General features: G+C 69.4%; 22 protein-coding genes. 10 read left to right on the top strand and 12 right to left on the bottom strand.

Going from position 1 to position 21,232, the window contains the following annotated elements; all coding sequences use genetic code 11:
- Nucleotides 1-71: 71 nt before the first annotated feature.
- Nucleotides 72-854 carry an SDR family oxidoreductase gene (locus StrepF001_RS34890; RefSeq protein ID WP_165396457.1) on the top strand — a complete coding sequence of 261 codons (783 nt, stop codon included), beginning with the start codon at nt 72-74 and terminating at the stop codon, nt 852-854.
- Nucleotides 855-919: 65 nt separating this feature from the next.
- Here the strand turns inward: StrepF001_RS34890 and StrepF001_RS34885 are convergent, their stop codons facing one another.
- The 8 genes from StrepF001_RS34885 to StrepF001_RS34850 all read right to left on the bottom strand — a co-directional run bounded on the left by StrepF001_RS34885 (nt 920) and on the right by StrepF001_RS34850 (nt 9,078).
- On the bottom strand, nt 920-1,591 hold the full coding sequence (locus tag StrepF001_RS34885) for a response regulator transcription factor (RefSeq protein ID WP_129802182.1): 672 nt from the start codon (nt 1,589-1,591) through the stop codon (nt 920-922).
- 143 nt (nt 1,592-1,734) lie between these two features.
- The gene (locus StrepF001_RS34880) at nt 1,735-2,841 is read right to left on the bottom strand and encodes an LLM class flavin-dependent oxidoreductase (protein WP_129802181.1); all 1,107 of its coding nucleotides are present in this window, start codon (nt 2,839-2,841) and stop codon (nt 1,735-1,737) included.
- Nucleotides 2,842-3,071: 230 nt separating this feature from the next.
- Nucleotides 3,072-3,755, bottom strand: a complete 684-nt coding sequence (locus StrepF001_RS34875; RefSeq protein WP_129802180.1) for a hemerythrin domain-containing protein — start codon at nt 3,753-3,755, stop codon at nt 3,072-3,074.
- Nucleotides 3,756-3,849: 94 nt separating this feature from the next.
- The gene (locus StrepF001_RS34870; RefSeq protein WP_129802179.1) at nt 3,850-4,917 is read right to left on the bottom strand and encodes a methyltransferase; all 1,068 of its coding nucleotides are present in this window, start codon (nt 4,915-4,917) and stop codon (nt 3,850-3,852) included.
- Between the two features lie 24 nt (nt 4,918-4,941).
- Nucleotides 4,942-5,727, bottom strand: a complete 786-nt coding sequence (locus StrepF001_RS34865) for an AfsR/SARP family transcriptional regulator (protein ID WP_129802178.1) — start codon at nt 5,725-5,727, stop codon at nt 4,942-4,944.
- A 27-nt stretch (nt 5,728-5,754) separates the two neighbouring features.
- Nucleotides 5,755-6,279, bottom strand: a complete 525-nt coding sequence (locus StrepF001_RS34860) for a flavin reductase family protein (protein WP_240797812.1) — start codon at nt 6,277-6,279, stop codon at nt 5,755-5,757.
- A 279-nt stretch (nt 6,280-6,558) separates the two neighbouring features.
- Entirely contained in the window at nt 6,559-7,341 is a 783-nt protein-coding gene (locus StrepF001_RS34855; protein WP_129802176.1) for an SDR family oxidoreductase, read from the bottom strand.
- A gap of 33 nt (nt 7,342-7,374) precedes the next feature.
- Nucleotides 7,375-9,078 (bottom strand): MFS transporter, encoded by a 1,704-nt coding sequence (locus StrepF001_RS34850; RefSeq protein WP_129802175.1) that lies wholly within the window; start codon nt 9,076-9,078, stop codon nt 7,375-7,377.
- A gap of 110 nt (nt 9,079-9,188) precedes the next feature.
- On the opposite strand from StrepF001_RS34850, the gene StrepF001_RS34845 reads away from it, so the two are divergent.
- Nucleotides 9,189-9,680: a MarR family transcriptional regulator gene (locus StrepF001_RS34845; protein ID WP_129802174.1), complete on the top strand. Its 492-nt coding sequence runs from the start codon at nt 9,189-9,191 to the stop codon at nt 9,678-9,680.
- A gap of 174 nt (nt 9,681-9,854) precedes the next feature.
- Here StrepF001_RS34845 and StrepF001_RS34840 read toward each other — a convergent pair whose 3' ends face one another.
- Both StrepF001_RS34840 and StrepF001_RS34835 read right to left on the bottom strand, forming a co-directional pair.
- Nucleotides 9,855-11,438, bottom strand: a complete 1,584-nt coding sequence (locus tag StrepF001_RS34840) for a multicopper oxidase family protein (RefSeq protein WP_129802173.1) — start codon at nt 11,436-11,438, stop codon at nt 9,855-9,857.
- The gene (locus tag StrepF001_RS34835) at nt 11,435-11,851 is read right to left on the bottom strand and encodes a hypothetical protein (RefSeq protein ID WP_129802172.1); all 417 of its coding nucleotides are present in this window, start codon (nt 11,849-11,851) and stop codon (nt 11,435-11,437) included. Before StrepF001_RS34835 ends, StrepF001_RS34840 begins: the two co-directional genes overlap by 4 nt.
- A gap of 274 nt (nt 11,852-12,125) precedes the next feature.
- Between StrepF001_RS34835 and StrepF001_RS34830 the strand changes: the two genes are divergently transcribed.
- From StrepF001_RS34830 to StrepF001_RS34800, 8 genes are all read left to right on the top strand, one after another.
- Nucleotides 12,126-12,866: an alpha/beta fold hydrolase gene (locus tag StrepF001_RS34830; protein ID WP_129802171.1), complete on the top strand. Its 741-nt coding sequence runs from the start codon at nt 12,126-12,128 to the stop codon at nt 12,864-12,866.
- A 187-nt stretch (nt 12,867-13,053) separates the two neighbouring features.
- Entirely contained in the window at nt 13,054-13,857 is an 804-nt protein-coding gene (locus StrepF001_RS34825; RefSeq protein ID WP_129802170.1) for a methyltransferase domain-containing protein, read from the top strand.
- A complete protein-coding gene (locus StrepF001_RS34820) occupies nt 13,854-14,279 on the top strand; it encodes an ester cyclase (protein WP_129802169.1) in 426 nt (141 codons plus the stop codon). The genes StrepF001_RS34825 and StrepF001_RS34820 overlap by 4 nt, the downstream gene beginning before the upstream one ends.
- Before the next feature lie 16 nt (nt 14,280-14,295).
- Entirely contained in the window at nt 14,296-15,969 is a 1,674-nt protein-coding gene (locus StrepF001_RS34815) for a tryptophan 7-halogenase (RefSeq protein ID WP_129802168.1), read from the top strand.
- An 18-nt stretch (nt 15,970-15,987) separates the two neighbouring features.
- Nucleotides 15,988-16,317 carry a DUF6059 family protein gene (locus StrepF001_RS34810; protein WP_129802167.1) on the top strand — a complete coding sequence of 110 codons (330 nt, stop codon included), beginning with the start codon at nt 15,988-15,990 and terminating at the stop codon, nt 16,315-16,317.
- A 76-nt stretch (nt 16,318-16,393) separates the two neighbouring features.
- On the top strand, nt 16,394-17,614 hold the full coding sequence (metK, locus tag StrepF001_RS34805) for a methionine adenosyltransferase (protein ID WP_129802166.1): 1,221 nt from the start codon (nt 16,394-16,396) through the stop codon (nt 17,612-17,614).
- Nucleotides 17,615-17,657: 43 nt separating this feature from the next.
- Entirely contained in the window at nt 17,658-17,789 is a 132-nt protein-coding gene (locus StrepF001_RS49730; protein WP_276322865.1) for a hypothetical protein, read from the top strand.
- 169 nt (nt 17,790-17,958) lie between these two features.
- On the top strand, nt 17,959-19,167 hold the full coding sequence (locus StrepF001_RS34800) for an acyltransferase (RefSeq protein WP_165396456.1): 1,209 nt from the start codon (nt 17,959-17,961) through the stop codon (nt 19,165-19,167).
- 92 nt (nt 19,168-19,259) lie between these two features.
- Here StrepF001_RS34800 and StrepF001_RS34795 read toward each other — a convergent pair whose 3' ends face one another.
- Nucleotides 19,260-19,946 (bottom strand): response regulator transcription factor, encoded by a 687-nt coding sequence (locus tag StrepF001_RS34795; protein ID WP_129802164.1) that lies wholly within the window; start codon nt 19,944-19,946, stop codon nt 19,260-19,262.
- Nucleotides 19,943-21,229 carry a histidine kinase gene (locus StrepF001_RS34790; protein ID WP_240797808.1) on the bottom strand — a complete coding sequence of 429 codons (1,287 nt, stop codon included), beginning with the start codon at nt 21,227-21,229 and terminating at the stop codon, nt 19,943-19,945. The genes StrepF001_RS34795 and StrepF001_RS34790 overlap by 4 nt, the downstream gene beginning before the upstream one ends.
- Nucleotides 21,230-21,232: the final 3 nt, after the last annotated feature.

Here is a 21,232-nt window from a genome sequence, read left to right as displayed (position 1 = left end):
AGATGTGTATAAGAGACAGGCCCTGCCGCCGCCCCCCTTCCCGTACCTGTCCGGCTCGAGGGAGACCGACGATGTCCTACCCGTACAAAAGCGCCTTCATCACCGGTGCGTCGAGCGGCATCGGCGCCGAGTTCGCCGAGCAACTGGCCCGCCGCGGCGCCGATCTGACGCTCGTCGCCCGGCGTGAGACCAGGCTCAAGCAGCTCGCCTCCAGACTCTCCGAGCAGTACGGGGTGTCGGCCGAGGTGCTCGCGCTCGATCTGGGCGACGAGAGCGACCTGGAGATCGCGGCCGGGCGGGTGAGCGAACCGGGCCGGGCGGTCGACCTGCTGGTCAACTGCGCCGGCTACGGATCCACCGGCTACTTCCGGGATCTGCCGCGGGAGCGCGAGACCCACCAGATCCGGGTCAACCTGCTGGCACCGGTGGTCCTCACCCACGCGGCCCTGGGGCGGATGAGCGAGCGCCGGCACGGCGGAATCCTCAACGTCTCCTCCATCGTCGCGGCGCTGCCGATGCCGAAGTCCGCGGTCTATGGGGCGTCCAAGGCGTTCCTCGGCTCCTTCAGCGAGAGCCTGCACCTGGAGGCGCGCAGCAGCGGCGTGCACATCACCACCGTACGGACGGGTCTGGTGCGCACGGAGTTCCACGAGGCGGCAGGCATCGACACCGCCGGGCTGCCCAAGCTGGCCTGGATGACTCCCGAGCAGATCGTGGAGCCGTCGCTGCGGGCCGTCGCCAAGGGCAAGGCCTTCGTCACGCCGGGCGCGATGAACCGTCCGCAGCCGTTCTTCCTCGGCGCCCTGCCGCGCCCTGTGCTGCAGGCGATGGTGCGCCGTATGTACCGGGTGTGAACCGGTGCTCCACACGACCGGGCCCCGGCCGCGTTCACGCGGCCGGGGCCCGGTCGTGTGGAGCCTCAGGCGCGTCGGGGAGCCGGCGCCACGGGCTCCTCCTCCCCGCCGTTCAGGACGGTGTCGTTCATGTCCACGAGACCCAGCTCATGGGCGAAGACAACCAGGCAGAGCCGGCTGCGCAGGCCGAGTTTGCGCATCAGGCGCTGGACGTGGGAGCGCACGGTGTTGCTGCTCACCCACAGCCGCGCCGCGATCTCGGCGTTGTTGCGGCCGGTGCCCACCAGGGCGAGGACCTCGCGCTCCCGGCGGGACAGGCCGTCGAGCGCGGACTGGGCGTCGTTGTTCAGTGTCCATTCGAAGGCCAGTCGGCCCTCGCTCAGCCGCTCGTCCTCGATGATCTCCTCGGACACGACGGTGTACCGGTTCGAGACCAGCACGGCGGCGTCGGCCAGTTCGCGGTCCGACGCGGAGCTGAGAATCAGCCCGTAGGCACCGAACCACATCACGCCGGCCAGTTCCTCGAACGGTTCCTCCACCACGAGCAGCGTCGGTGCGAAGACTCCCGCGAGGTTGGACGCGACGCGGCGGGTCAGATTCAGACTCTCCCGGTCTGCCGCCAGCACGGCCACGTCGGCGGCTTGGAACTCCCCTCGGCCATGAGGCAGGACGCTGAACCCGTCGAGGGCCGCGAAACGACGCTCCAGAGCGGTTCTCCGGGACGTGTCCTGACTCATGACTATGACCGCTACCAATGGACTCCCCCTGTCCAGTCGTGAAAACGCCGCGGTGGCCAGACACGCGCACACGCAGGCGTACGGTACGACCTCGCACGATGTCATACGAAGGGCTACCGCAAGGTGATGATGCGACGACGCGCTCAACCGCCGACCGGTCGGCGGACGCCCGCCTTCTCCAGCCGCGGGATGACCTCGGAGGCGAAGAACTCCAGTTCGCCCAGGTAGTCGACGAAGGACAGCGCGAGGCCGCCGAGGCCGGCGCGGGCGAACGAGACGATCGTTGCGGCGATGTCGTCGGGGGTGCCCACCAACGGCAGTCCGCCGTGGCCGGCGGCGAAGCGGGGCCGGAACATCCGGATCTGCGCCTCGCTGAACGACTGCGGGTTGATGCCCTGACCGCTCATCACCGTGTCGACGCCCTGCCAGTCGGCGTTCTCCTCGGCGTAGTACCGGAGGAACTCTTCCGCCTCGCTCCGGGTGGGCCGGCACACCACATACGCGTTGGACATGACCGTCACCCGGCGCCCGCCGTGCTGCGCGGCCGCCCGCTCGACGCCGTCGACCAGGGCGGAGCCCCGCTGCGGGTCGAAGGCCGCCGTCAGCAGGAAGTCGGCGTTACGGGTGGCGAAACCGCGCCCGGCCTCCGACACCGCGGCGTTGATGACCGGCAGCCTGCCGGCCACCGGCCCGGGACTTGTGCGCAGGCCGGTCAGGCCGGGGAAGAACTCGCCGTCGTGGTCGAACGGTTCCGCGCTGCTCCACAGCGTGCGCACCACGTCCCACCACTCCTGGGCGTGGGCGTAGCGCTGCGCCGGGGAGCCGGGCAGGTCGAGGCCGAACGCCTCGTACTCCGCCTGGTACCAACCGGCCACGATGTTGAGTCCCGCACGCCCGTCGCCGATCCGGTCGACGGTGGCCAACTGCTTGGCCGCGACGACGGGCGGCAGCAGCGCGCTGTGGACCGTGGCGAACACCGAGATGCGCTCGGTCACCGCCAGCATCCCGCCGGCCCAGGTGATCGTCTCCAGGACGCTGTCGTGGAAGGTGGTGCCGGGCCAGCCGATCCAGCGGCCCACCGGAAGCAGGAAGTCGATCCCCAGCTGGTCGGCGAGGACCGCGAGAGCGCGGTTGTCCGCCCAGTTTCCCGACCAGCGTTCGGGGATCGTGGTGATGGCCAGGCCGGATGACGCGTTGGGTGCGAACAAGCCCAGCTTGAAGCCGTTGTCGGCGAACATGCCGTTCTCCATGGAACAACCCTCCCGTTCGTACGGACCGGTCCCCTCGGGGGCCGGCGCGAACGGGCTGGGGCCGTACCGGCGGCGGGGCAGGGTCCGGCCGTGGCACCGTTGCTCCGGACTCCTCCGCTGCGTTCGCGTGACCCGTGAGGTCACGAGTACGGTGGCACATCGCAATTAAGCCGCCATAACACCGCGGCACCGATGCCGCCGGAGCAGGCACGAAGGGCAGGCCGACCCACTCAGCCGGTCCACGAGTCCCGCGCCTGGTACGCGGGCAACCAGAGGGTTTTCAGGGCCATGCGCATCGGCATCGGCATGAAGGAGTTGATCCTCCGGACGTTCCCGGGTGTGGCCTCGTCCAGCAGCCAGGGGAAGAATTCGGCCGCTCCGGTGAGCCCGAGGCTCTCGCGCTGGTCGGCGGTGAAGGCCTTCCACTCCTTCTCCGAGAGCGCCTCCTGGACGTACGGGAGACCCTCCTGCTCCTCATGCTCCAGATGCGAGACCAGGCAGTCGCCGAACTCACCGACCGCCTGCTCGAGCGTGGCGGAGTCCGCCCCCGGATCCGCGAACGCGGCGTCCACCCGGGCGATCAGCGGATCGATCCGCTGGTGCTCGGCCTCCAGCTCCGCCAGCGTGGCGAGGGTGTCCGGGCGGTGGGCGAGGCCCTTGGCCATCCGGGGCCACAGGTCCCGGTCCTCGCCCTCGTGGTGGATGTGCAGCTGGGTCTTGAAGATCTCCCAGCCCGTCTCGACGCGCCCCCGGTCGAGCGGCCCGGACTGTGCCCGGCCGGCCGCGGCCTTCTCCAGCCGCCGGATGTCACGGCGGAAGGCGTCATGGCTGACCAGCATGATCGTGAGGTCGACGTAGCTCTTGGAGGTCTTGGCGTTCTGGGCGTTCTGGGCGTTCTTGGCGTTCGTGGCCATGTCCTGTGTGCACTCCGTTTCCTCATCGGCTGCTCATGGGCGACGGCGGCCGGCCGGATGATCCGGCCGGCCGCCGCCGGGACTTCGGTCGAGGTCAGGCGCGCTTGCGGCCGACCACGGCCGTCGCGTGCGCGGGGAGCCTGAAGACGGACTCGACGTCGAGGCCGGCCTCCTCCATCCAGCTGCGGCACTCGGCCGCCGTGTACTCGTTGCCGGCCGGGGACTGGAGCATCATGGTCAGGCTCATCAGAAGGGTGTCGGCGTCCGTGCGGGCGTCGTCGATCATCGGGTCGTAGACGATGACCGCGCCGCCCGCGGGGACCCGCTCGGCGGCCTGGGCGATCAGGCTCTTGCGGGCCTCGACCGGGCAGTCGTGCAGTACGTTGCCGAAGACCACCACGTCGGCGGACGGGATGTCGTTGACGTAGAAGTCGCCTCCGTGGAAGCCGACCCGGTCCGGCACACCGCGCTCCTGCGCCAGTTCCTCGAGGAACGGCTTCATGACAGGGCGGTCGAACACCCCGCCGGTGAGGTGCGGGTGGGCCAGCAGCAGGGTGCACGCCAGGTTGCCGCGGGCGCCGCCGACGTCCACGAAGGACTTGTGCTGCGACCAGTCGTACTGCCGGGCGAGTTCCGGGCCGATCGCGCCGTTGAGGCTGTCCATGGCCGACAGGAACTGCCGCAGCCGCTGCGGGTCACGGAAGATCTGGGCGAACGGCACCTTGTTGGCGTCCTGCCCGTGGGCGTCGCCCGAGCGCAGCATGTCCGCCAGGCTCTCCCAGCCCGCGCCCATGAAGTCCGTGGTCATCTTCAGGAAGCCGCCTACGTAACCCTGCTGACCGGGGATCAGGTGACGGCCCGCGGCGGGGCTGTTGCGGTAGACGCCCGCCTCATCACGGGCCAGCACCCCCAGGGCGACCAGGGCGTCGAGGAAGTCGGGCACTCCGCGCTGGTGCAGGCCCAGCCGGCCGGTTATCTGTTCGGCGGTACCGGACTCCTTGCTGAGCGCTTCGAACAGGCCCAGCTCCATCGCGGTCAGCAGGAGCTTGCTGCGCATGAACGACCAGCCGACGAGCATGATGTCGAAGGCGTCGTCGAGGGGCTCGTCGACTCCCCCGGCCGTCGCGCCCGGCTGGTTCGGGGTGCTCGTGTGCGTGCTCATCTCGTTGTCCTTTCGGTTCGCGATTCAGGCGGTCCACATACCGGCGTGCTCCAGCGCCGCCCGGTCCGAGTCCAGAACGATCTGGTGAACCAGACGGAGTTCGTCGCCCGGCTCGATGCCGAGCTCGTCCACGAGACGTCGTCTCATGGTTCGGTAGACCTGCAATGCCTCTCCGCTACGACCCGACAGGAAGAGCGCGATCATGAGCAGCCCGTGCAGGCGTTCGTTGTAGGGATTCCTGGCGATCAGTTCACGCAGCCGGGCGATGGCCTCGCCGCGGCGCCTGCCCAGGCGCACCTCCAGGGTGATGCGTCCCTCCTCGACCGCCATCCAGGACTCCTCGAGCCGGGACGCGGCGCTCTGCAGGAGCATTCCCTCGCGCAGGCCGGCGAGCGGCGCGCTGCGCCAGAGGTTCGCGGCCGCCGCGAAATGGCGTAATGCGGCCTCCTCGTCGTGCGCTTCCAGAGCTGTTGTGGCGAGTTCGTGATGCCGGTCGAATTCGACGACATCAAGCATTCCCTCATCAATGGAGAGACAGTAGCCGGGCGGTTCGCCGATCAGGCAGATTCGGCCGTTCGCGCTGCTTTCGTGCAGCATCTTCCGAAGCTGCGAAATGTAGACCCGCAGTGCCTGCAGTGCGGTCCGAGGAGGGCCCTGCGGCCACAGCTCATCGATGAGGGACTCGATCGAGAGAACTTGGCGGTGATTCACCAGAAGCGTGGCCAGTAGTACGCGCAGTTTATGTGCTCGAGGCGTCAGAATGCGGTCCCCGTCGTGCACCTGCAATTGCCCCAACAGCTTGAATCGCATGATTCAATTACCCCCGTGTTCGGCTGATCACTGGTACGTATTTATTTTGTGCATTGCGCCGGCGAAGAAGGCCAGCGGCTTGCCTTCGCGGCGCAGTAGTCCGATGTCGATCACGCGGCCGATCACGATCACGTGGTCACCGCCTGGAACCTCCTGCTCCACTTCGCAGGTCGCATAGGCCAGCGAGTTGGTGAGCACCGGGCTCCCGCCCCGGCCGGGCACCGAGTTGACCTTGAGGAACCGGTCGACACCGGAGGCGAAGAGAGCGGCGATGTCCCGCTGCTCCTCGGACAGGATGTTCACGGTGAACGAGGATCCGACGCCGAGCGCGGCACGGAACGAGGACCTGCTGTGCAGGCAGAAGAGGGCGAGTGGGGGATCGAGGGAGAGCGACGTGAAGGAGTTCACGGTCACTCCGAAGAGCTCCCCGGAGTAGTTTGCGGTGATGACCGTCACGCCGGTCGCGAAGCGCCCGAATATGGCACGCAGCTCACGCTGATCGATGATGATGTTGGCGACGTCTTTGTCGCCGTCGGTTGCCTGGCCTACCATCACGCTGTTCCTCCTGTGTTACATCAAGAGGGAAATTTGCACCGGAGTGCCGGACGGAGTCCGGTCCCCGTGCTGGTAGATTTATGCTCGAGGTGTGGTGATTAGGTCTGCGCTTTTCCGTGAGACCGAAACTAGCACGATCACGTCGAGGGCATATCCAACCGCGGGATGAATAAGCTGCGGAATGCCAGGGCGGCGAGGGTGGACATGGCTGCGGCTCAAGGCATATGCCTTGAGCCGCAGCATGCGTCGGAGCCGGCTGGGCGCCGGGCCCGCCGGTCAGAGCATCGCGGTGCCCCCGTCCACCAGGAGATAGCTGCCGGCGAGGTACGAGGAGCGCTCGGAGGCGAGGAAGAGGATCGACTCCGCGACGTCGGACGGCACACCGTTCCGCTTGACGGCCGTCCGCTCGGCGTTGGCCGTCCGCACGGCCTCCGGCACGCTCGACGACAGGGCGCTGATGATCAGGCCGGGCGCCACCATGTTGACCCGCACTCCGGCCGGCCCCACCTCACGGGCGAGCGTCCGGACCGCGGCCTCCAGTGCCGACTTGGACGTGGAGAGCGCTCCGAACCCCTCCGGGGAGCGTCGGGACAATGACGCTCCCACGGCGACCACCGCGCCGCCGTTGCCGCGGTCGACCATGCCCGGCACCAGTGCGTGCACGGGGTTGAGGAAGGCCTTCAGTTGCGCGTCCACCACGTGCAGGGTGTGCTCCGGCGGGGTCTTGAGCATCGGCCCGGGCCGAGCGGTCCGCCCGCCGACCCCGGCCGCGTTGGCGATCAGGATGTCGATCGGCCCCACCTCCTCCGCCGCCCGCGCGACCATGCGGTCCACCTCCTCGGCGACGGTGACGTCGGCCTGCAGCGCCACCGCCGTGCCGCCCTGGGCCCTGATCTCGTCGACCACGGCGCGGGCCGCCTCCTCGTCGGCGCGGTAGTTCACCACCACACCGGCGCCGTGCCGGGCGAGCAACAGCGCGGTGGCGGAGCCGATCCCGCTGCTGCCTCCGGTGACCAGTGCGGCCTTGCCGGTGAAGTCCTCATGTCGAGCTGCGTCCATCGGGCGTTCGGTCCCTTCGTGTGTACGGCTGGGTCAGTTCCTGGAACCCGCCTGCAGTCGGCGGAGCGGGAGGAGAAAGACGAGCAGGAAGACCAGGGCGTAGACCACCACCTCGTAGCGAAGGCTGGTCTTCATGGAGCCCGCGAAGTGCCGCTGTGCGGTCTCGGTGAGTGTGGTGTTCACCAGGCGGCCCACGGCCGGGTTCCCGGTCCGGCGTGCCTGGTCGGTCAGCGTGGTGCAGCTGGGCGGAGCCTCGGTCCGGTCCCCGGCCTCGGCCCGTGCCGTGAAGCAGTCGGCCAGGGAGCGCTCCAGGCTCCGCGCGGTCTGCACCGGTACGGACAGCTGCCTCAACTCGGCCCGGAAGTGGGGCAGTCCGTCATGGACGGCGGCGGAGGCGTTGCCGCTCAGCAGACCGAAGAAGATCGCGCCCAGCACGGCGACCCCGAGCGCGTTGCCGGACTGGCCCACCATGGCCTTCACCCCGGCCGCGGATCCGGCGCTGGGGCCGACCGCCTCGGCCAGCACGACGTCGTTCACCGTGGTCACGATCACACCGAGGCCCAGCCCCACCACGAGCCCGGCGGGTACCAGCCGCCAGAAGGACAGGTCGGTGGGGTAGGCGCTGAGCGTGGCCATCAGGGCGATCATCCCGAGGATCATCACGGCGGCCCCGAGCTGTACCACCCGCTTGCCCAGCCTGGGCATGAGCGGGATGGCGATCCCGGAGGCGAGACCCGTGCCGAACGCGATGGGCAGGAAGGCCAGTCCGGTCCGGAGCGCTGACCACTGGTACCCCGCCTGCAGTTCCACGGCCAGCACCAGGAAGAAGGCCGAGATTCCCGCGAAGCTCATGAACTGCACGACCAGGCCGGTGCCGAAGGACCCGCCGCGGAACAGCCCCAGGTCGATCACCGGCCATCCGCCGCGCCGTTCGAGCCGGCGCTGGTGCAGCAGGAACAGCAGGACGGCGGGTGCGGAGAGGGCGAGCAGACCCCAGATCCACCACGCCCAGTCGGCGTCCCGCCCCTGGATCAGCGGGAAGACGACCAGGGTCACCGCGAGGGTGCCCAGGACGGTGCCCCACAGGTCCAGCCGGGGGCGCTGCGCGGACCGCCATTCGGTCACCAGCAGGCTCGCCCCGATCGCGGCGAGTACCCCGATGGGCACGTTGATCAGGAAGATCATCCGCCAGCCGGTGCCGAACAGGTCCAGTTCGATCAGCGCCCCGCCGATCAGTGGCCCGGCGATGCCGGCGAGTCCGGTCACGCCGCCCAGCGCACCGAACGCGGCGGCGCGGTACCGGCCGGTGAAGGTGACGTGGATGAGCGCCTGGACCTGCGGGAACATCAGGGCCGCGGCGAGCCCCTGGAGCAGTCTGAACAGCACGATCTGCGGGCCGCTGGAGGCGATGCCGCACAGCAATGACGCGCCGGTGAACGCCAGCACGCCATAGACGAAGACGCGTCGGCACCCGTAGATGTCGCCGAGTCGTCCGCCGGCCACCAGGCCCGCGGCGAAGGTCAGTTGATAGCCCGCCAGGATCCACTGCACCTGGGCGTAGCTGGTGTGGAAGGAGCCCTGGATCTCCGGCGAGGCCACCGTGACCACGGTGACGTCCAGCAGTTCCATGAAGGCGGCCAGGAGGATGACGGCGAGGCCGAGCCATGCGCGTCGCGACGGTGGTTCGGTCCCGGCCGGGGCTGAGGGGGCAGCGGCTTCGGAACGTAACTCGCTCACGTTGGCTCCTGCTGGTTGCCGGTCCACAAAATAGTTAGTACCCTAACGAACTAATTGATTCATGGTCAACCTGCTTTTGCTCGCCGGAAGGACGGCGGGGGATACTCACGGTGAGCAAGGGACGAGCGGAGGCGCGGGTGCCGCGGCACGACACGACAGGGGCGGACGCCGGTCCGATGTGGCTGCGTAGCAGCATCGCCCCCAAACTACGACTGGCTGCGAAGGAGTCGCGCGCGTTCTTCGAGGCGGAGCTCGGCAGATCCGGCATCACCTTCGCCACCTGGACCGTGCTGGCCACCTTGAAGCTCGAGGGGCCGATGATCCAGCGCAGACTCGCCGAGTACCTGAGCATCGAGGGGCCGACGCTCACCCGCCATCTGGAGACGATGGAGCGCCGGGGAATCGTGCTGCGGACGCGGAGCGGTGCCGACCGCAGGGCGGTCACGGTCGAGCTCACCCCGGAGGGCGACGCGATGTACTCGAAGATCGAGTCCATCGCCCTGCGCAGCCATGAGCGGATGCTGGAGGGAATCAGCGACAGCGAGATCGCGCAGCTGAGCCGGCTGCTGGAGAAGATCCTCGCCAACGTCACGACGGAATGAGCCGTAGGGGCCGAGTGGGCCGGTGCTGCTGTCATGCGTTCGCCTCACTCCGCCGGGTCCGCTCACCGCTGTCCCCACCCATCTCAGGGGAGTCGGATGAAGCGGCCGTCAAGCAGACGAAAAAGGGCCGGCTGCCTCCCTCGACGGGAAGGCGGCCGGCCGCTCGGCGGGGCCCTACTCGGTGACGAAGTCACCCATCATGGCCATGTCCTCGTGCTCCAGGTTGTGGCAGTGGAGCATGAAGGGGCCCGCGTAGTCCGTGAAGCGGACGACTACTTCGACGGCCTCGGCCGGACGCAGGTCCACGGTGTCCTTCCAGCCGTGGTCGAACGCTCCGGGATCCCGGTTGTTGCGCGAGACCACCTGGAAGTGGTCCAGGTGGAGATGGATCGGGTGGTGGAAGTTCGTGGTGAACCGCCACACCTCGGTCTGTCCCAGCCTGGGCCGGGCCAGCGCCCGACCGGGCTGGTACTCCAGGTCGTTGATGGTCCAGCCCGCGGCCGAGCCGCGGAAGTGGAAGTCCCGGGTGACCGAGGCCCGGCCCGGATCCAGCGGGACCACCTCGCTCAGCTTCTCGGGCACCGTCGTGTCGTCAGCGGGCGACCCCGACCCCACGTCGAAGCGCATGACCTCGGCGGTCGTGCCGTCTCCGAAGCGGTTCAGCAGGCGCACCTTGGTGCCCGGCCGGTACCGGGAGAAGTCGACGACGACGTCGAAGCGCTCGGCGGGGGCGATCTCCAGGGAGTCGTGACGGCGGGGGCCGGCCAGCAGCCCGCCGTCGCTGCCGATCTGGACGAAGGCGTCACCGCCCTCCGGCTGCGGGTCCAACTCCAGTTTGTACAGACGGGCGTTGGACGCGTTGAGGAACCGCAGTCGATAGCGGAGCCGCTCCACCTCGTGCACCGGCCAGGGCGCACCGTTGACCAGCACCACGTCACCCAGCACGCCGTTCATATAGGCATCGGTGACGCCCGGAGCGTGGAACTGAGGATCCACCAAGGGATAACGGAACGATCCGTCCTCCGCAAAGGACCGGTCCGTGATCATCAGTGGAATGTCACGCTCGCCGCCCGGCAGCGGCAGCCGCTCCTCCTCCTCGTCGTGGACGAGATGGAACCCGGCCAGACCCATCCACACGCTCGCCCCGGTGTACCCCATGCGGTGATCGTGGTACCAGAGCGTCGCGGCGCGCTGCTCGAGCGGATAGGTGTAGCTCCGCACGCCCTCGGCCAGGTCCATCGTCCCGTGGTCCATGGACATGCCGTGCTTGCCGCCGGCCATGTCCTGGGCCGCACGGTGGGCGTCGTAGGAGCCGTTCGCGGGGAGGATCAGCGAGGTCGGATAGCCGTCACTCGCCGCCGGGGTGTGTCCGCCGTGCAGGTGCACGACGACCGGCTGGTCCAGCTCGTTGCGGTGCCGGACCACGGTGCGCCGCCCGGAGCGGGAGACGATGGTCGGCCCCGGGAACGTACCGCCGTACGTCCAGGCCTTCGTCCGCAGACCCGGCAGGATCTCCAACTCGGCCACGCGCTGGGTGATGTCGTACGAGTCCGTGGTGCCGCTCGTGGAGGCGGGCTCCAGCACGGGCGGTACGGGCAGGGGGACCTGGTAGGGCTCGGGCAGTTTCGCCGTGCTGCTCAGCAGTTCGCCGGGCTTGCCCTCGCTGAAGTAGGAGCGCAGCAGCGGCCAGCCCGCCAGCGTCACGGCTCCCACGCCGAGAACGGCGCCGCCTGTGCCCAGGAAGGTGCGGCGCCTCACGAGACCAGCTCCGACTCACGCTTCGGCGTGCCGGAGGAGTTTCCGGGCGGCAGTGGTGTGGTCATCACGCGCTGGGAGAGGACGGCGACGGCGGCGACGATGAGCACGCCGAGCAGCACATGTGCGGCCACACTGCGGTTCAGGCCGAGCGCCATCTGGCCGATGAGCGCGAGCAGCAGCACGACCGAAGTGCCGAGGATCGACGACGGCCCGCCCGCCCGGCGCACCAGGAAGGCGGCCACGGCCATCAGCAGGGCCACCACCACGATCCCGCGGCCGAGTACGCCATGCATCTGCAGCATGTCGAAATGCCCGCCGAGGAAGCCGCCGGCCAGGGCGACTTGGGCGATGAGGAGTACGGACTGGAGCAATGCGGCTATGCGTAGGCTGAGCAGGGAACGACGTAAGGACATACGAATACCCCCGAGTATGTTGTGGATTACGGTACTTGTGGCATGCGGAAGTGCGCACAGTCGTAGGACTTGGTAATCAAACCGTCTGGATACCGCGGGGCGCAAGCCCGTCCTGTCGAGTGTGCGGTGAAGAAGAGATTAAGCGCGCTGTCAGTTCTGGTTTAAGCGGTCGATTCCCTTGTTTCCCCCACTTGTTGTGCTGCCTACGCTCGTGCCCGGCACTGCATCCGATGAAAGAGGCGGCTGCCGCCTCATGTGCTGGAGGGCGCCTGCGATGCTGACGCACACAGAAACACCCTGGATACGGCGGCTGGTCGCGGCCCCGGACAGCTCGGTCCGCGTGGTGTGCTTTCCGCACGCCGGTGGGTCCGCCAGTTACTTCCGCCCCCTGGCGATCGAGCTCGCCCCGCATGCCGAGACCCTCGCGGTTCAGTATCCGGGACGTCAAGAGCGGCGCGCGGAACCGCCGTTGGAAAGCATCGCGGAGCTCGCCGATGCGGCGTTCGAGGCGCTGCGACCTGCGGTGGAGGGGCCCTTCGTGTTCTTCGGGCACAGTCTCGGTGCCCTCGTCGCCTTTGAGGTGGCCCTGCGTCTCCAGCAGGTTTCCGCTCCTGGCCCCAGGCGTTTGTTTGCATCAGCAGTTTCCGCGCCGTCGGTTTTCAGACAGCCGACGGCGCATTTCGGTGATGACGATGCACTTGTCGCCGAACTGTGCAGACTCGGCGGCACTGATCCCGCCCGCCTGTCCGCGGCACAGATCCGTGCGATGTCACTGCCCGCCGTGCGGGCCGACTACCGGGCGGTGGAGAAGTACCGGCCGGCTCCGGACGCGCGGGTGACCTGCCCGATAACCGCGCTGGTCGGCACGCACGATCCGATCGTCTCGCTCCGGGACTCCGCGGCATGGCGGGCCCACACCACGGCCAAGGGTGAGCTGCGCGTCTTCGAGGGCGGTCACTTCTATCTCGACCACACGGTGCGGGACGTGGCCGCGACCGTCCTGAACGCGTGGTGAAAACCATGTGAAACCGGCTGGTCGCCCGGCGATTCACGGCAGGCCGTCACCGTGCTTTCGCGGTGCTTTATCGGCCGTCCGTACCGTCGAAGCGTCATCGGTCCCGTGATCTTGCGTGGACGGTGACGTCCGGCAGATCCCGCCCGTCCGGCGGGTGAATTCACGACTCATCACTGGGAGCCGATCGATGACTACCGGAACGGGCCAGGTCAAGCCGGCCGACGTATGGCGTGCGGCTGACGACGCGAAGAAGTTCCTCGACCAGGCCGCGATCGTGCTGGCGTCCGTCAAGACGGAACTCGACGACATGCTGCGCGTGACCACCGGCAGCCATGTCCTGGACGTCGGCTGCGGCACCGGCGCCGATGTGCGGGCGATCGCGCAGCGGGTCGGCCCCGGCGGCAGGGTCGTGGGGATCGACTCCAGCGAGCAGTTGATCGCGCAGGCGACGCCGGCCGGCCCCGGGGCCGCCGAGGTGGAGTTCCTGCACGGCGAGGCGGGTTCGCTGCCGTTCGCCGCCGACACCTTCGACGCCGCTCGCGCGGAGCGCGTCATCGAGCACGTGCCCGACCCCGCGGCGGCCGTCGCCGAGATGCTCCGGGTGGTCAAGCCCGGCGGGCAGGTGCTGATCACCGACCCCGACCACGGGCTGTGGGCACCGGACCTGACGGACCGTGACCTGACCCGGCGGATCATGACCTGGTGGGGCGAGCATGTGCCCAACGCCTGGGTGGCGCGCCAGCTGCGCAGGCTGCTCATCGAGGCGGGCGCCGTCGACGTCACTGTCAAGCTTCTGCCCGTGGCGCTGACCAGCCTGGCCGCCGCCGACGCCCTGACCTGGGTGAGCAAGGCCGCCGCGGCCGCCGCCGCACAGGGCATCGCCGAGGAGACCCGGGCCCTGGGCTGGGGCGAGGAGATCCAGCGCCGTGACACCCAGGGCACCTTCCTCATGCTCGGCACCTTCGTCGTCGTCTCCGGGACCAAGAAGTGACCGGCGCCACCGCGGCACCGGAGCACGCGCGGCTCGCCGAGTTCTGGTTCGCCAAGGGCTGGGCCGAGGGCGATGCGAGCGTCGCTGGGGAGGTCTTCGCGGACGACTTCGTACTGAACGGCAGGAAGGTCGGCCCGGACGGGCCCCGCCGGAGCGTGCGTGCGGTGCACAGCGCGTTCTCCGACATCGGCGTCACCTTGGATCTGGTCCTGACGGACGGCAGCCATGTCGTGACGCACTACACCACGACCGCCCGGCACACCGGTGTGTACCGGGGGGTTCCCGCCTCGGGACGGTGGATCAAGGTCTCCGGGATCGTCATCTGGGAGATCCGCGACGGCAAGGTCGTGCGGGACTGGAATGTCTTCGACACCGGCGAAGTCGTTGCGCAGATCACCGCCCCAGCCGCTGACGGCACGTGAGGAAGAGGAGACCGACATGACGCGATCCGGCGCGGTCGAGTACGACTACGACGTCATCATCCTGGGCGCGGGCAGCGCCGGCACGGTCCTCGGCGCCATTCTGGCGCGCCAGGACGTCCGGGTGCTGCTCATCGACGCCGCGGTGCATCCGAAGTTCGCCGTGGGGGAGTCCACGACCCTGTACACCCTGAAGGGGTACCGGCAGCTCGCCGAGCGCTACGGCATTCCGGAGCTGGAGTACCTGACGTCGTACGAAGGGGGCCTGCACAACATCGGCCCGACGTCCGGGGTCAAGAAGCACTTCGGCTTCATGCTGCACAAGGAAGGTGAGGAGCCCGACCCCCTGGAGGTCAACCAGTTCAGCCCGCCCTCCAAGGCGCTGCAGACCGGGCACCTGTTCCGGCAGGACACCGACGCCTTCCTCTTCCACACCGCGATCAAGTACGGCTGTGCCGTACGACAGGGCTTCCGGGTCGCCGACCTGGAGCTGGGCGAGGACCAGGTCGCCGTGGCCGACGCGGCGGGGGAGCGCTTCACCGCCCGCTACCTCGTGGACGGCAGCGGCTTCCGCTCGCCGGTGGCCGACAAGCTCGGGCTGCGGGAGGGACCGGACGCCCTCAAGCACCACTCGCGGTCCCTGTTCACGCACATGATCGGGGTGAAGCCGACCGACGACGTCCTGCGGATGGAGCCGGAGGACCTGCCGCCGATCCCCTGGGTGCAGGGCACCATGCACCACATGTTCGAGCGGGGCTGGATCTGGTCCATCCCGTTCAACAACGAGCCCAGGTCGAAGAACCCGCTGGTGAGCGTCGGCCTGACCTACGACGAGCGGCTTTATCCGAAGCAGGAGGGGGTGACCCCGGAGGACGAGTTCCGCACCTTCGTCAAGCGGTTCCCCGCGGTCGAGCGGATCTTCGCCGACGCGGTGACGGTCCGCCCCTGGGTCTCGACCGGCCGGCTGCAGTACACCTCGAAGGAAACCGTCGGCCACCGCTGGTGCCTCATGTCGCACGCCGCGGGCTTCCTCGACCCGCTCTACTCGCGCGGCCTGACCAACACCACGGAGATCATCAACTCCTTCGCCTGGCGTCTGCTGGACGCCCTGCGCGAGGACGACTTCGACGTGGAGCGGTTCCGCTATGTCGACACCCTGCAGAAGGGTCTCATCCGCTACAACGACCAGCTGGTCAACGCCTCGTTCATCGCGTTCTCCGACTACGAGCTGTGGAACGCGGTCTACCGCGTGTGGGCGGCCGCCGAGGTGCCGATCAACCTCCGCTTCGACCGGTTCATCGAGCGCTACCGCAAGACGCGGGACGACCGTGTCTTCCGGGAGATGGAGGACGTGCCCTATCCGGGCCTGCTGCTTCCCGACCAGCCCGAGTACAAGGCGGTCTTCGATCAGATGGTCACCCTGTGCGACGCGGTCGACCGGGGGGAACTCCCCGCCGCCGTCGCCGGCCGACGGCTCATGGCGGTCATCGAGAACTCGCCCGGCATCCTGCGTGGCATCGGCATCGAGGACAAGAACCGCCGGTTCATGTTCCCGGGTATTCCGGAGCTGAAGGCCATGTCCGCATGGCTGCTCGACGAGGCTCCCGAGGAGATGCGCTATCTCGCCCCCGCGGAGTCGACGGCCGGCGCGAGCGGCGGGTCCGCCCCGCGCGAAGTGATCATCCCGGAATAGGCGGGGAGCGGGCGCGTCATGCCGGACAGAGAGCGCGAAGCGGACGGGGAGAGCCCGTCCGGCGGTCCCGCCGAGGACAAAGGGGAGAGCCAGGGGTACTTCGCAGCCCTGTCCCGAGGAGTTGTCGTCTGCGGGACGTGGTTTCTGACCACCGTGTACGAGGGGCTCAAGGCCGCGGGTCTGATGTGGGTGCACCCGCCGCCGCCCGAAATCCCCGCCGCGCAGCCGGAGTCGCCGGCACCACTGCTCGACGCCCCGCCCGACGGGCATCCGGAGCGGCTGAGCAGCCATGTGCCGCTGTCCCCCGACGAGATCGACATCTGGGCGCGTTTCTACACCGACCCCTGATCAGCGCCCCGGCGGCCCGTGCCGCCGGGGCGACCACCCTTCCCTCGCCCCCTCACCCCTCGCAACGGAGCACACGATGGCCAAGCGGCTGTTCACCTCGGAGTCGGTGACCGAAGGTCACCCGGACAAGATCGCCGACCAGATCAGTGACGGGATCCTCGACGCGCTGCTCAGCCGGGACCCGACCGCGCGTGTCGCGGTGGAGACGCTGATCACTACGGGTCAGGTCCATGTCGCCGGTGAGGTCACCACCTCGGCGTACGCGGACATCGCCGCGCTGGTGCGGCAGACCGTGCTGGAGATCGGCTACGACTCGTCGGCCAAGGGGTTCGACGGCGCGTCCTGCGGGGTCTCGGTGTCGATCGGAGGCCAGTCGCCGGACATCGCGCAGGGGGTGGACACGGCCTACGAGGCACGCGTGCAGGACCCCGGCGCGGGCGACGACGAGGCATTCGACCGGCAGGGCGCCGGCGACCAGGGCCTGATGTTCGGCTACGCCAGCGACGAGACGCCGAGCCTGATGCCCGTGCCGATCGAGCTGGCGCACCGGCTGTCCCGCCGGCTGACCCAGGTGCGCAAGGACGGCACCGTCCCGTATCTCAGGCCCGACGGCAAGACGCAGGTCACCATCGAGTACGACGGCGACCGCGCCGTACGTCTGGACACCGTCGTCGTCTCCACGCAGCACGCCGCGGACATCGACCTGGACACGCTGCTGACGCCCGATGTCCGTCAGCATGTCGTCGAGCCGGTGCTGTCCCAACTGGCCGATCAGGGGATCAAGTTGGAGACCGATTCCTACCGTCTCCTGGTCAACCCGACCGGACGGTTCGAGATCGGCGGCCCGATGGGCGACGCCGGCCTGACCGGCAGGAAGATCATCATCGACACGTACGGCGGCATGGCCCGCCACGGCGGCGGCGCCTTCTCGGGCAAGGACCCGTCGAAGGTGGACCGCAGCGCGGCGTACGCGATGCGCTGGGTCGCCAAGAACGTGGTCGCCGCCGGACTCGCGCGACGCTGCGAGGTGCAGGTCGCGTACGCCATCGGCAAGGCCAGGCCCGTCGGTCTGTTCGTCGAGACCTTCGGTACCGAGACGGTCCCGGGGGAGCGCATCCAGCAGGCGGTCACGGAGGTCTTCGACCTGCGCCCGGCCGCCATCGTCCGGGACCTCGACCTGCTGCGTCCGATCTACGCGCAGACGGCCGCCTACGGTCACTTCGGCCGTGAGCTGCCCGACTTCACCTGGGAGCGGACCGACCGCGCCGCCGCCCTGCGCGAGGCGGCGACGAGGTAGCGAGGCCGGCCCGTTCGCAGCCGCACGATCTTCAGGAGGAGTGATGAACGAGGAGCAGGAGGAACAACTGCTGGACCGTGAAGAGGTGTGGGAAGAGCTGTTGATGCCCGTGCTCGGGCTCGCCGGCGTGGAGGAGGAGCCGATCGAGCCCCATATCGTCCGCGGCATCGACTGAGTCCAACCGGCCACATCTCGCCCCCACCATGCCCAGCGCAGTCCCGCGGCCCGGCCGCGCGACTGCGCTGGGCGCGTTGGCGGGATATGCGGTTTGCCCGGGATTGATGGGGACTTTGCCGCCTGCTGGGACCGTCGACGGGTCGACCCGAGACTTCAGTGAGGCGAAAATGACCAAGCCCGGCAACGAAGAACTGCAGCCACCGCCACTGCGGAACGTCCGTTCCCTCACCGGTCTGCGGTTTCTGATGTCGATGACCGTGTTCATCTCTCATCTGGCGGTGCTGATGCCCGTCCCGCACGTCAACGACGTGCTCGGGCTCGCAGGTTCCGGCGGCACCTTCTTCCTGGTGCTGTCCGGGTTCGCGCTGACCTGGAGCTTCCGGGGCAATGACCGGCTGGGGTGGTTCCTCGGCCGCCGTATGGCGCGGATCTGGCCCACGCTGGTCATCGCGCTCGCGCTGCCCCTCGGCTTCGCGCTCGCCGACCCCGCCACCGACGCCGCGCACATGATCGGCGCCGCCGTGGCCGCGCTGTTCTTCGTGCAGGCGTGGATACCGCCGGTCGTGCTCGAGTCGACCAACCCCGTGACGTGGATGCTGTCGTGCGTCGTGTTCTTCTACGCGATCTTCCTGTGGGTGGGCCGGTTCGCGCTGCGGCGCACCCCCCGGCAGCTGCTGTGGCTGGCCGGCCTGACGCTGGCCTACGGCTGGGTGATCAGGATCGCCCTGTGGGCCGCCTACCCGCCCGGCGAGCCGCTCGCGCTGGAGGACGCGAGCGGTCTGACCTTCGGCATCTACTCCCCGCTGGGCCGCATCCACGAGTTCCTGTGCGGTGTCTGGATGGCGGCGGCGATGCGGCGGGGCCTGAAGTTCCGCTTCTCGGTCGGCCAGGTGTACGCGGCCATGGCGGTCGTGCTCGGCGTGATGCTGGCGATGAGCGGCACCTCGGTGCGCAGCGAGGTGCCGCACGACCCGCTGGACCTCGTCATGGCACCGATGTACGCCCTACTGCTGGCCGCCTACACACAGCGCGAAGTGGACGGCCACGGCTCGCTGTTCAGCAGGCCCGCCCTGGTGGCGCTCGGCAGGACGTCCATGGGCGTCTACCTGTTCCACTTCACGGTGCTCTTCACGGTCGCGGCGATGGTCTACCCCGACAAGGAGATGGTGGACTTCTTCCTCGACCCCGTCACACCGGTCAACGCCCATTGGCTGTGGGGCGCCGTCAGCCTCGCGGTCTCGCTCCTGGTGGGCTGGCTCGTGCACCGCTTCTACGAGGATCCGATCGAGCGCAGGCTACGGGCCTGGCTCGGGACCCGCGCCGAGAAGCGCAGGTCCGCCGAGGTACCCGCGGAGAAGGGCGAGCTGGTGAGCTGAGCCGTCGACGCAGCACGCCTCCGGCCGCTGCCCCGGCACTCGCGGGCAGCGGCCGGAGGCGTGCTGCGCGGCCGGCGCGTGGAGCGGCGTCGTCAGTCCGCGCCCGGGGTGATCAGGCCGGACTCGTAGGCCACGATCACCAGTTGGGCCCGGTCACGCGCGCCGAGCTTGCCCATGATGCGACTGACCTGGGTCTTCGTGGTCAGCGGGCTCACGCCCAGGGCATCGGCGATCTCCTTGTTGTTGAGGCCGCGTGCCACCAGGGTCAGCACCTGGCGCTCCCGGGCGGTCAGCATCGTCAGACCGGCGACGGGGGCGGAGCGCGGTGCCGCGTCGGGGGCGCGCAGCACCTGGGCGATGAGACGGGCGGTCGGGCCCGGGGAGAGCAGGGCGTCTCCGGCGGCCACCGTCCGGATGGCCTCCAGCAGTTCGGCGGGCTTGGTGTCCTTGACGAGGAACCCGGAGGCGCCGGCGCGCAGTGCCTCGATGATGTGGTGGTCGGTGTCGAACGTCGTCAGCGTCAGCACCTTCACGCCGGCCAGGTCCTCGTCGGCGGCCAGCAGCCGGGTCGCCTCGATCCCGTCGAGGTCCGGCATGCGGATGTCCATGACGACGAGGTCGGCCCGGGTGGAGCGTGCCAGTTCCACGGCCTCGTGGCCGGTGCCGGCCTGCCCGACGACCTCCATGTCCGGGGCCGAGTCGACCAGCATGGCGAAGGCGGCCCGTACGAGCGTCTGGTCGTCGGCGAGCAGGACACGGATGGGAGCGGTCTCGGTCACTGGGCACCGCCACCGGACGGATCGAGGCGAAAGGGTCTGCCGAACGTGGCCGTCACGGACGGGCGTGCGGAGGCCGCCGCCGGGGCCTGAGCCGGGGCCGGCTCGGCGGACGCGGCGGACAGCGGAGAGGTGGTGAAGGGCAGCACGGCCCGCACCTCGAAACCGTCGTCCCGGCGCGGCTCGACCTCCAGCATGCCGCCCACGCTGCGGGCCTGTTCCCGCATGCCCACGAGGCCGAAGCCGGGCGGATGCACCGAGGGCACGGCGGGTGCGGTGCCGCGGTTGGTGACCGACACGTGCAGGGACCCGGCCTGTTCGCGCACGGTGAGGCGGATCGCAGGGTTCGGGCCGCCGTGCCGTACCGCGTTGGTCAGGGCCTCCTGCACGATGCGGTAGGCGGCCGCGCCGACGGCGGCCGGCGGTTGGGTCTCGGCGACGTCCAGGCGCACCGTGGCTCCCGCGGCGCGGGCCGTGGCGACCAGGTCCGACAGGGCGTCGAGGCCGGGCAGCGGGCCGCGCGTGTCGTCCGGTCCCGACCTGAGGACCTGCAGGGTGGCGCGGAGTTCGACCCGCGCGGCACGGCACGCCTCGGCGATGTCCTCGAGCGTCTTGGCGACGGCCGCACGGTCCAGGCGATCGGGATCCTGCTCCAGCACGTGCGCGGTGACGGAGGTGCGCACACCGACGAGCGTGATGCTGTGCGCCAGCAGATCGTGCAGGTCGCGGGCGATCCGCAGCCGCTCCTCGATGACCCGGCGGCGGACCTCCTCCTCGCGGCTGCGCTCGGCGCGTTCGGCCCGTTCGAGGACGGCGGCGACGTGTTGGCGGTGGTAGCGGATGCAGATGCCGAGGACGAGGAAGGCGATGATCCACCCGGAGACGCGCAGCGCGGCGGTGCCCTCGTTGAGGCCCTGCGCGAACTTCACCGTGAGCATCAGTCCGACCACCCCGGCTCCGGCGAGCGCGGAGCGCAGGACGGGCCCCGTGGAGGCGATGGTGTACAGGGCGGCCATCGAGGCGGCCATCAGCGCCCCGTGGTCGTAGTCGAGGGCGTGGTACGGCACCAGAAAGGCCGTCAGGGCAAGGAACGAGCGGATCGGCGCCGTACGCCGCCACACCATCGGGATGTGCGCCGCGAGCAGCAGCAGCCAGCCGAAGGCGTCGGGTGCACGGCCGCTGGTCCCGCCGACCTGCGTGACGACCACGGCGCTTGCGGCCATCGCCGCCGCGAGCAGGCTGTCGTCGACCATGACCCGGCGGTTGCCGGGCACAGCCCTGCCCAACCG

Source organism: Streptomyces sp. F001, assembly GCF_004187715.1.
GTDB classification, from domain to species: Bacteria; Actinomycetota; Actinomycetes; order Streptomycetales; family Streptomycetaceae; genus Streptomyces; species Streptomyces flavusporus.
Note: the sequence above shows the minus strand (reverse complement) of the source record. Positions and strands in the feature narration are given on the sequence as shown.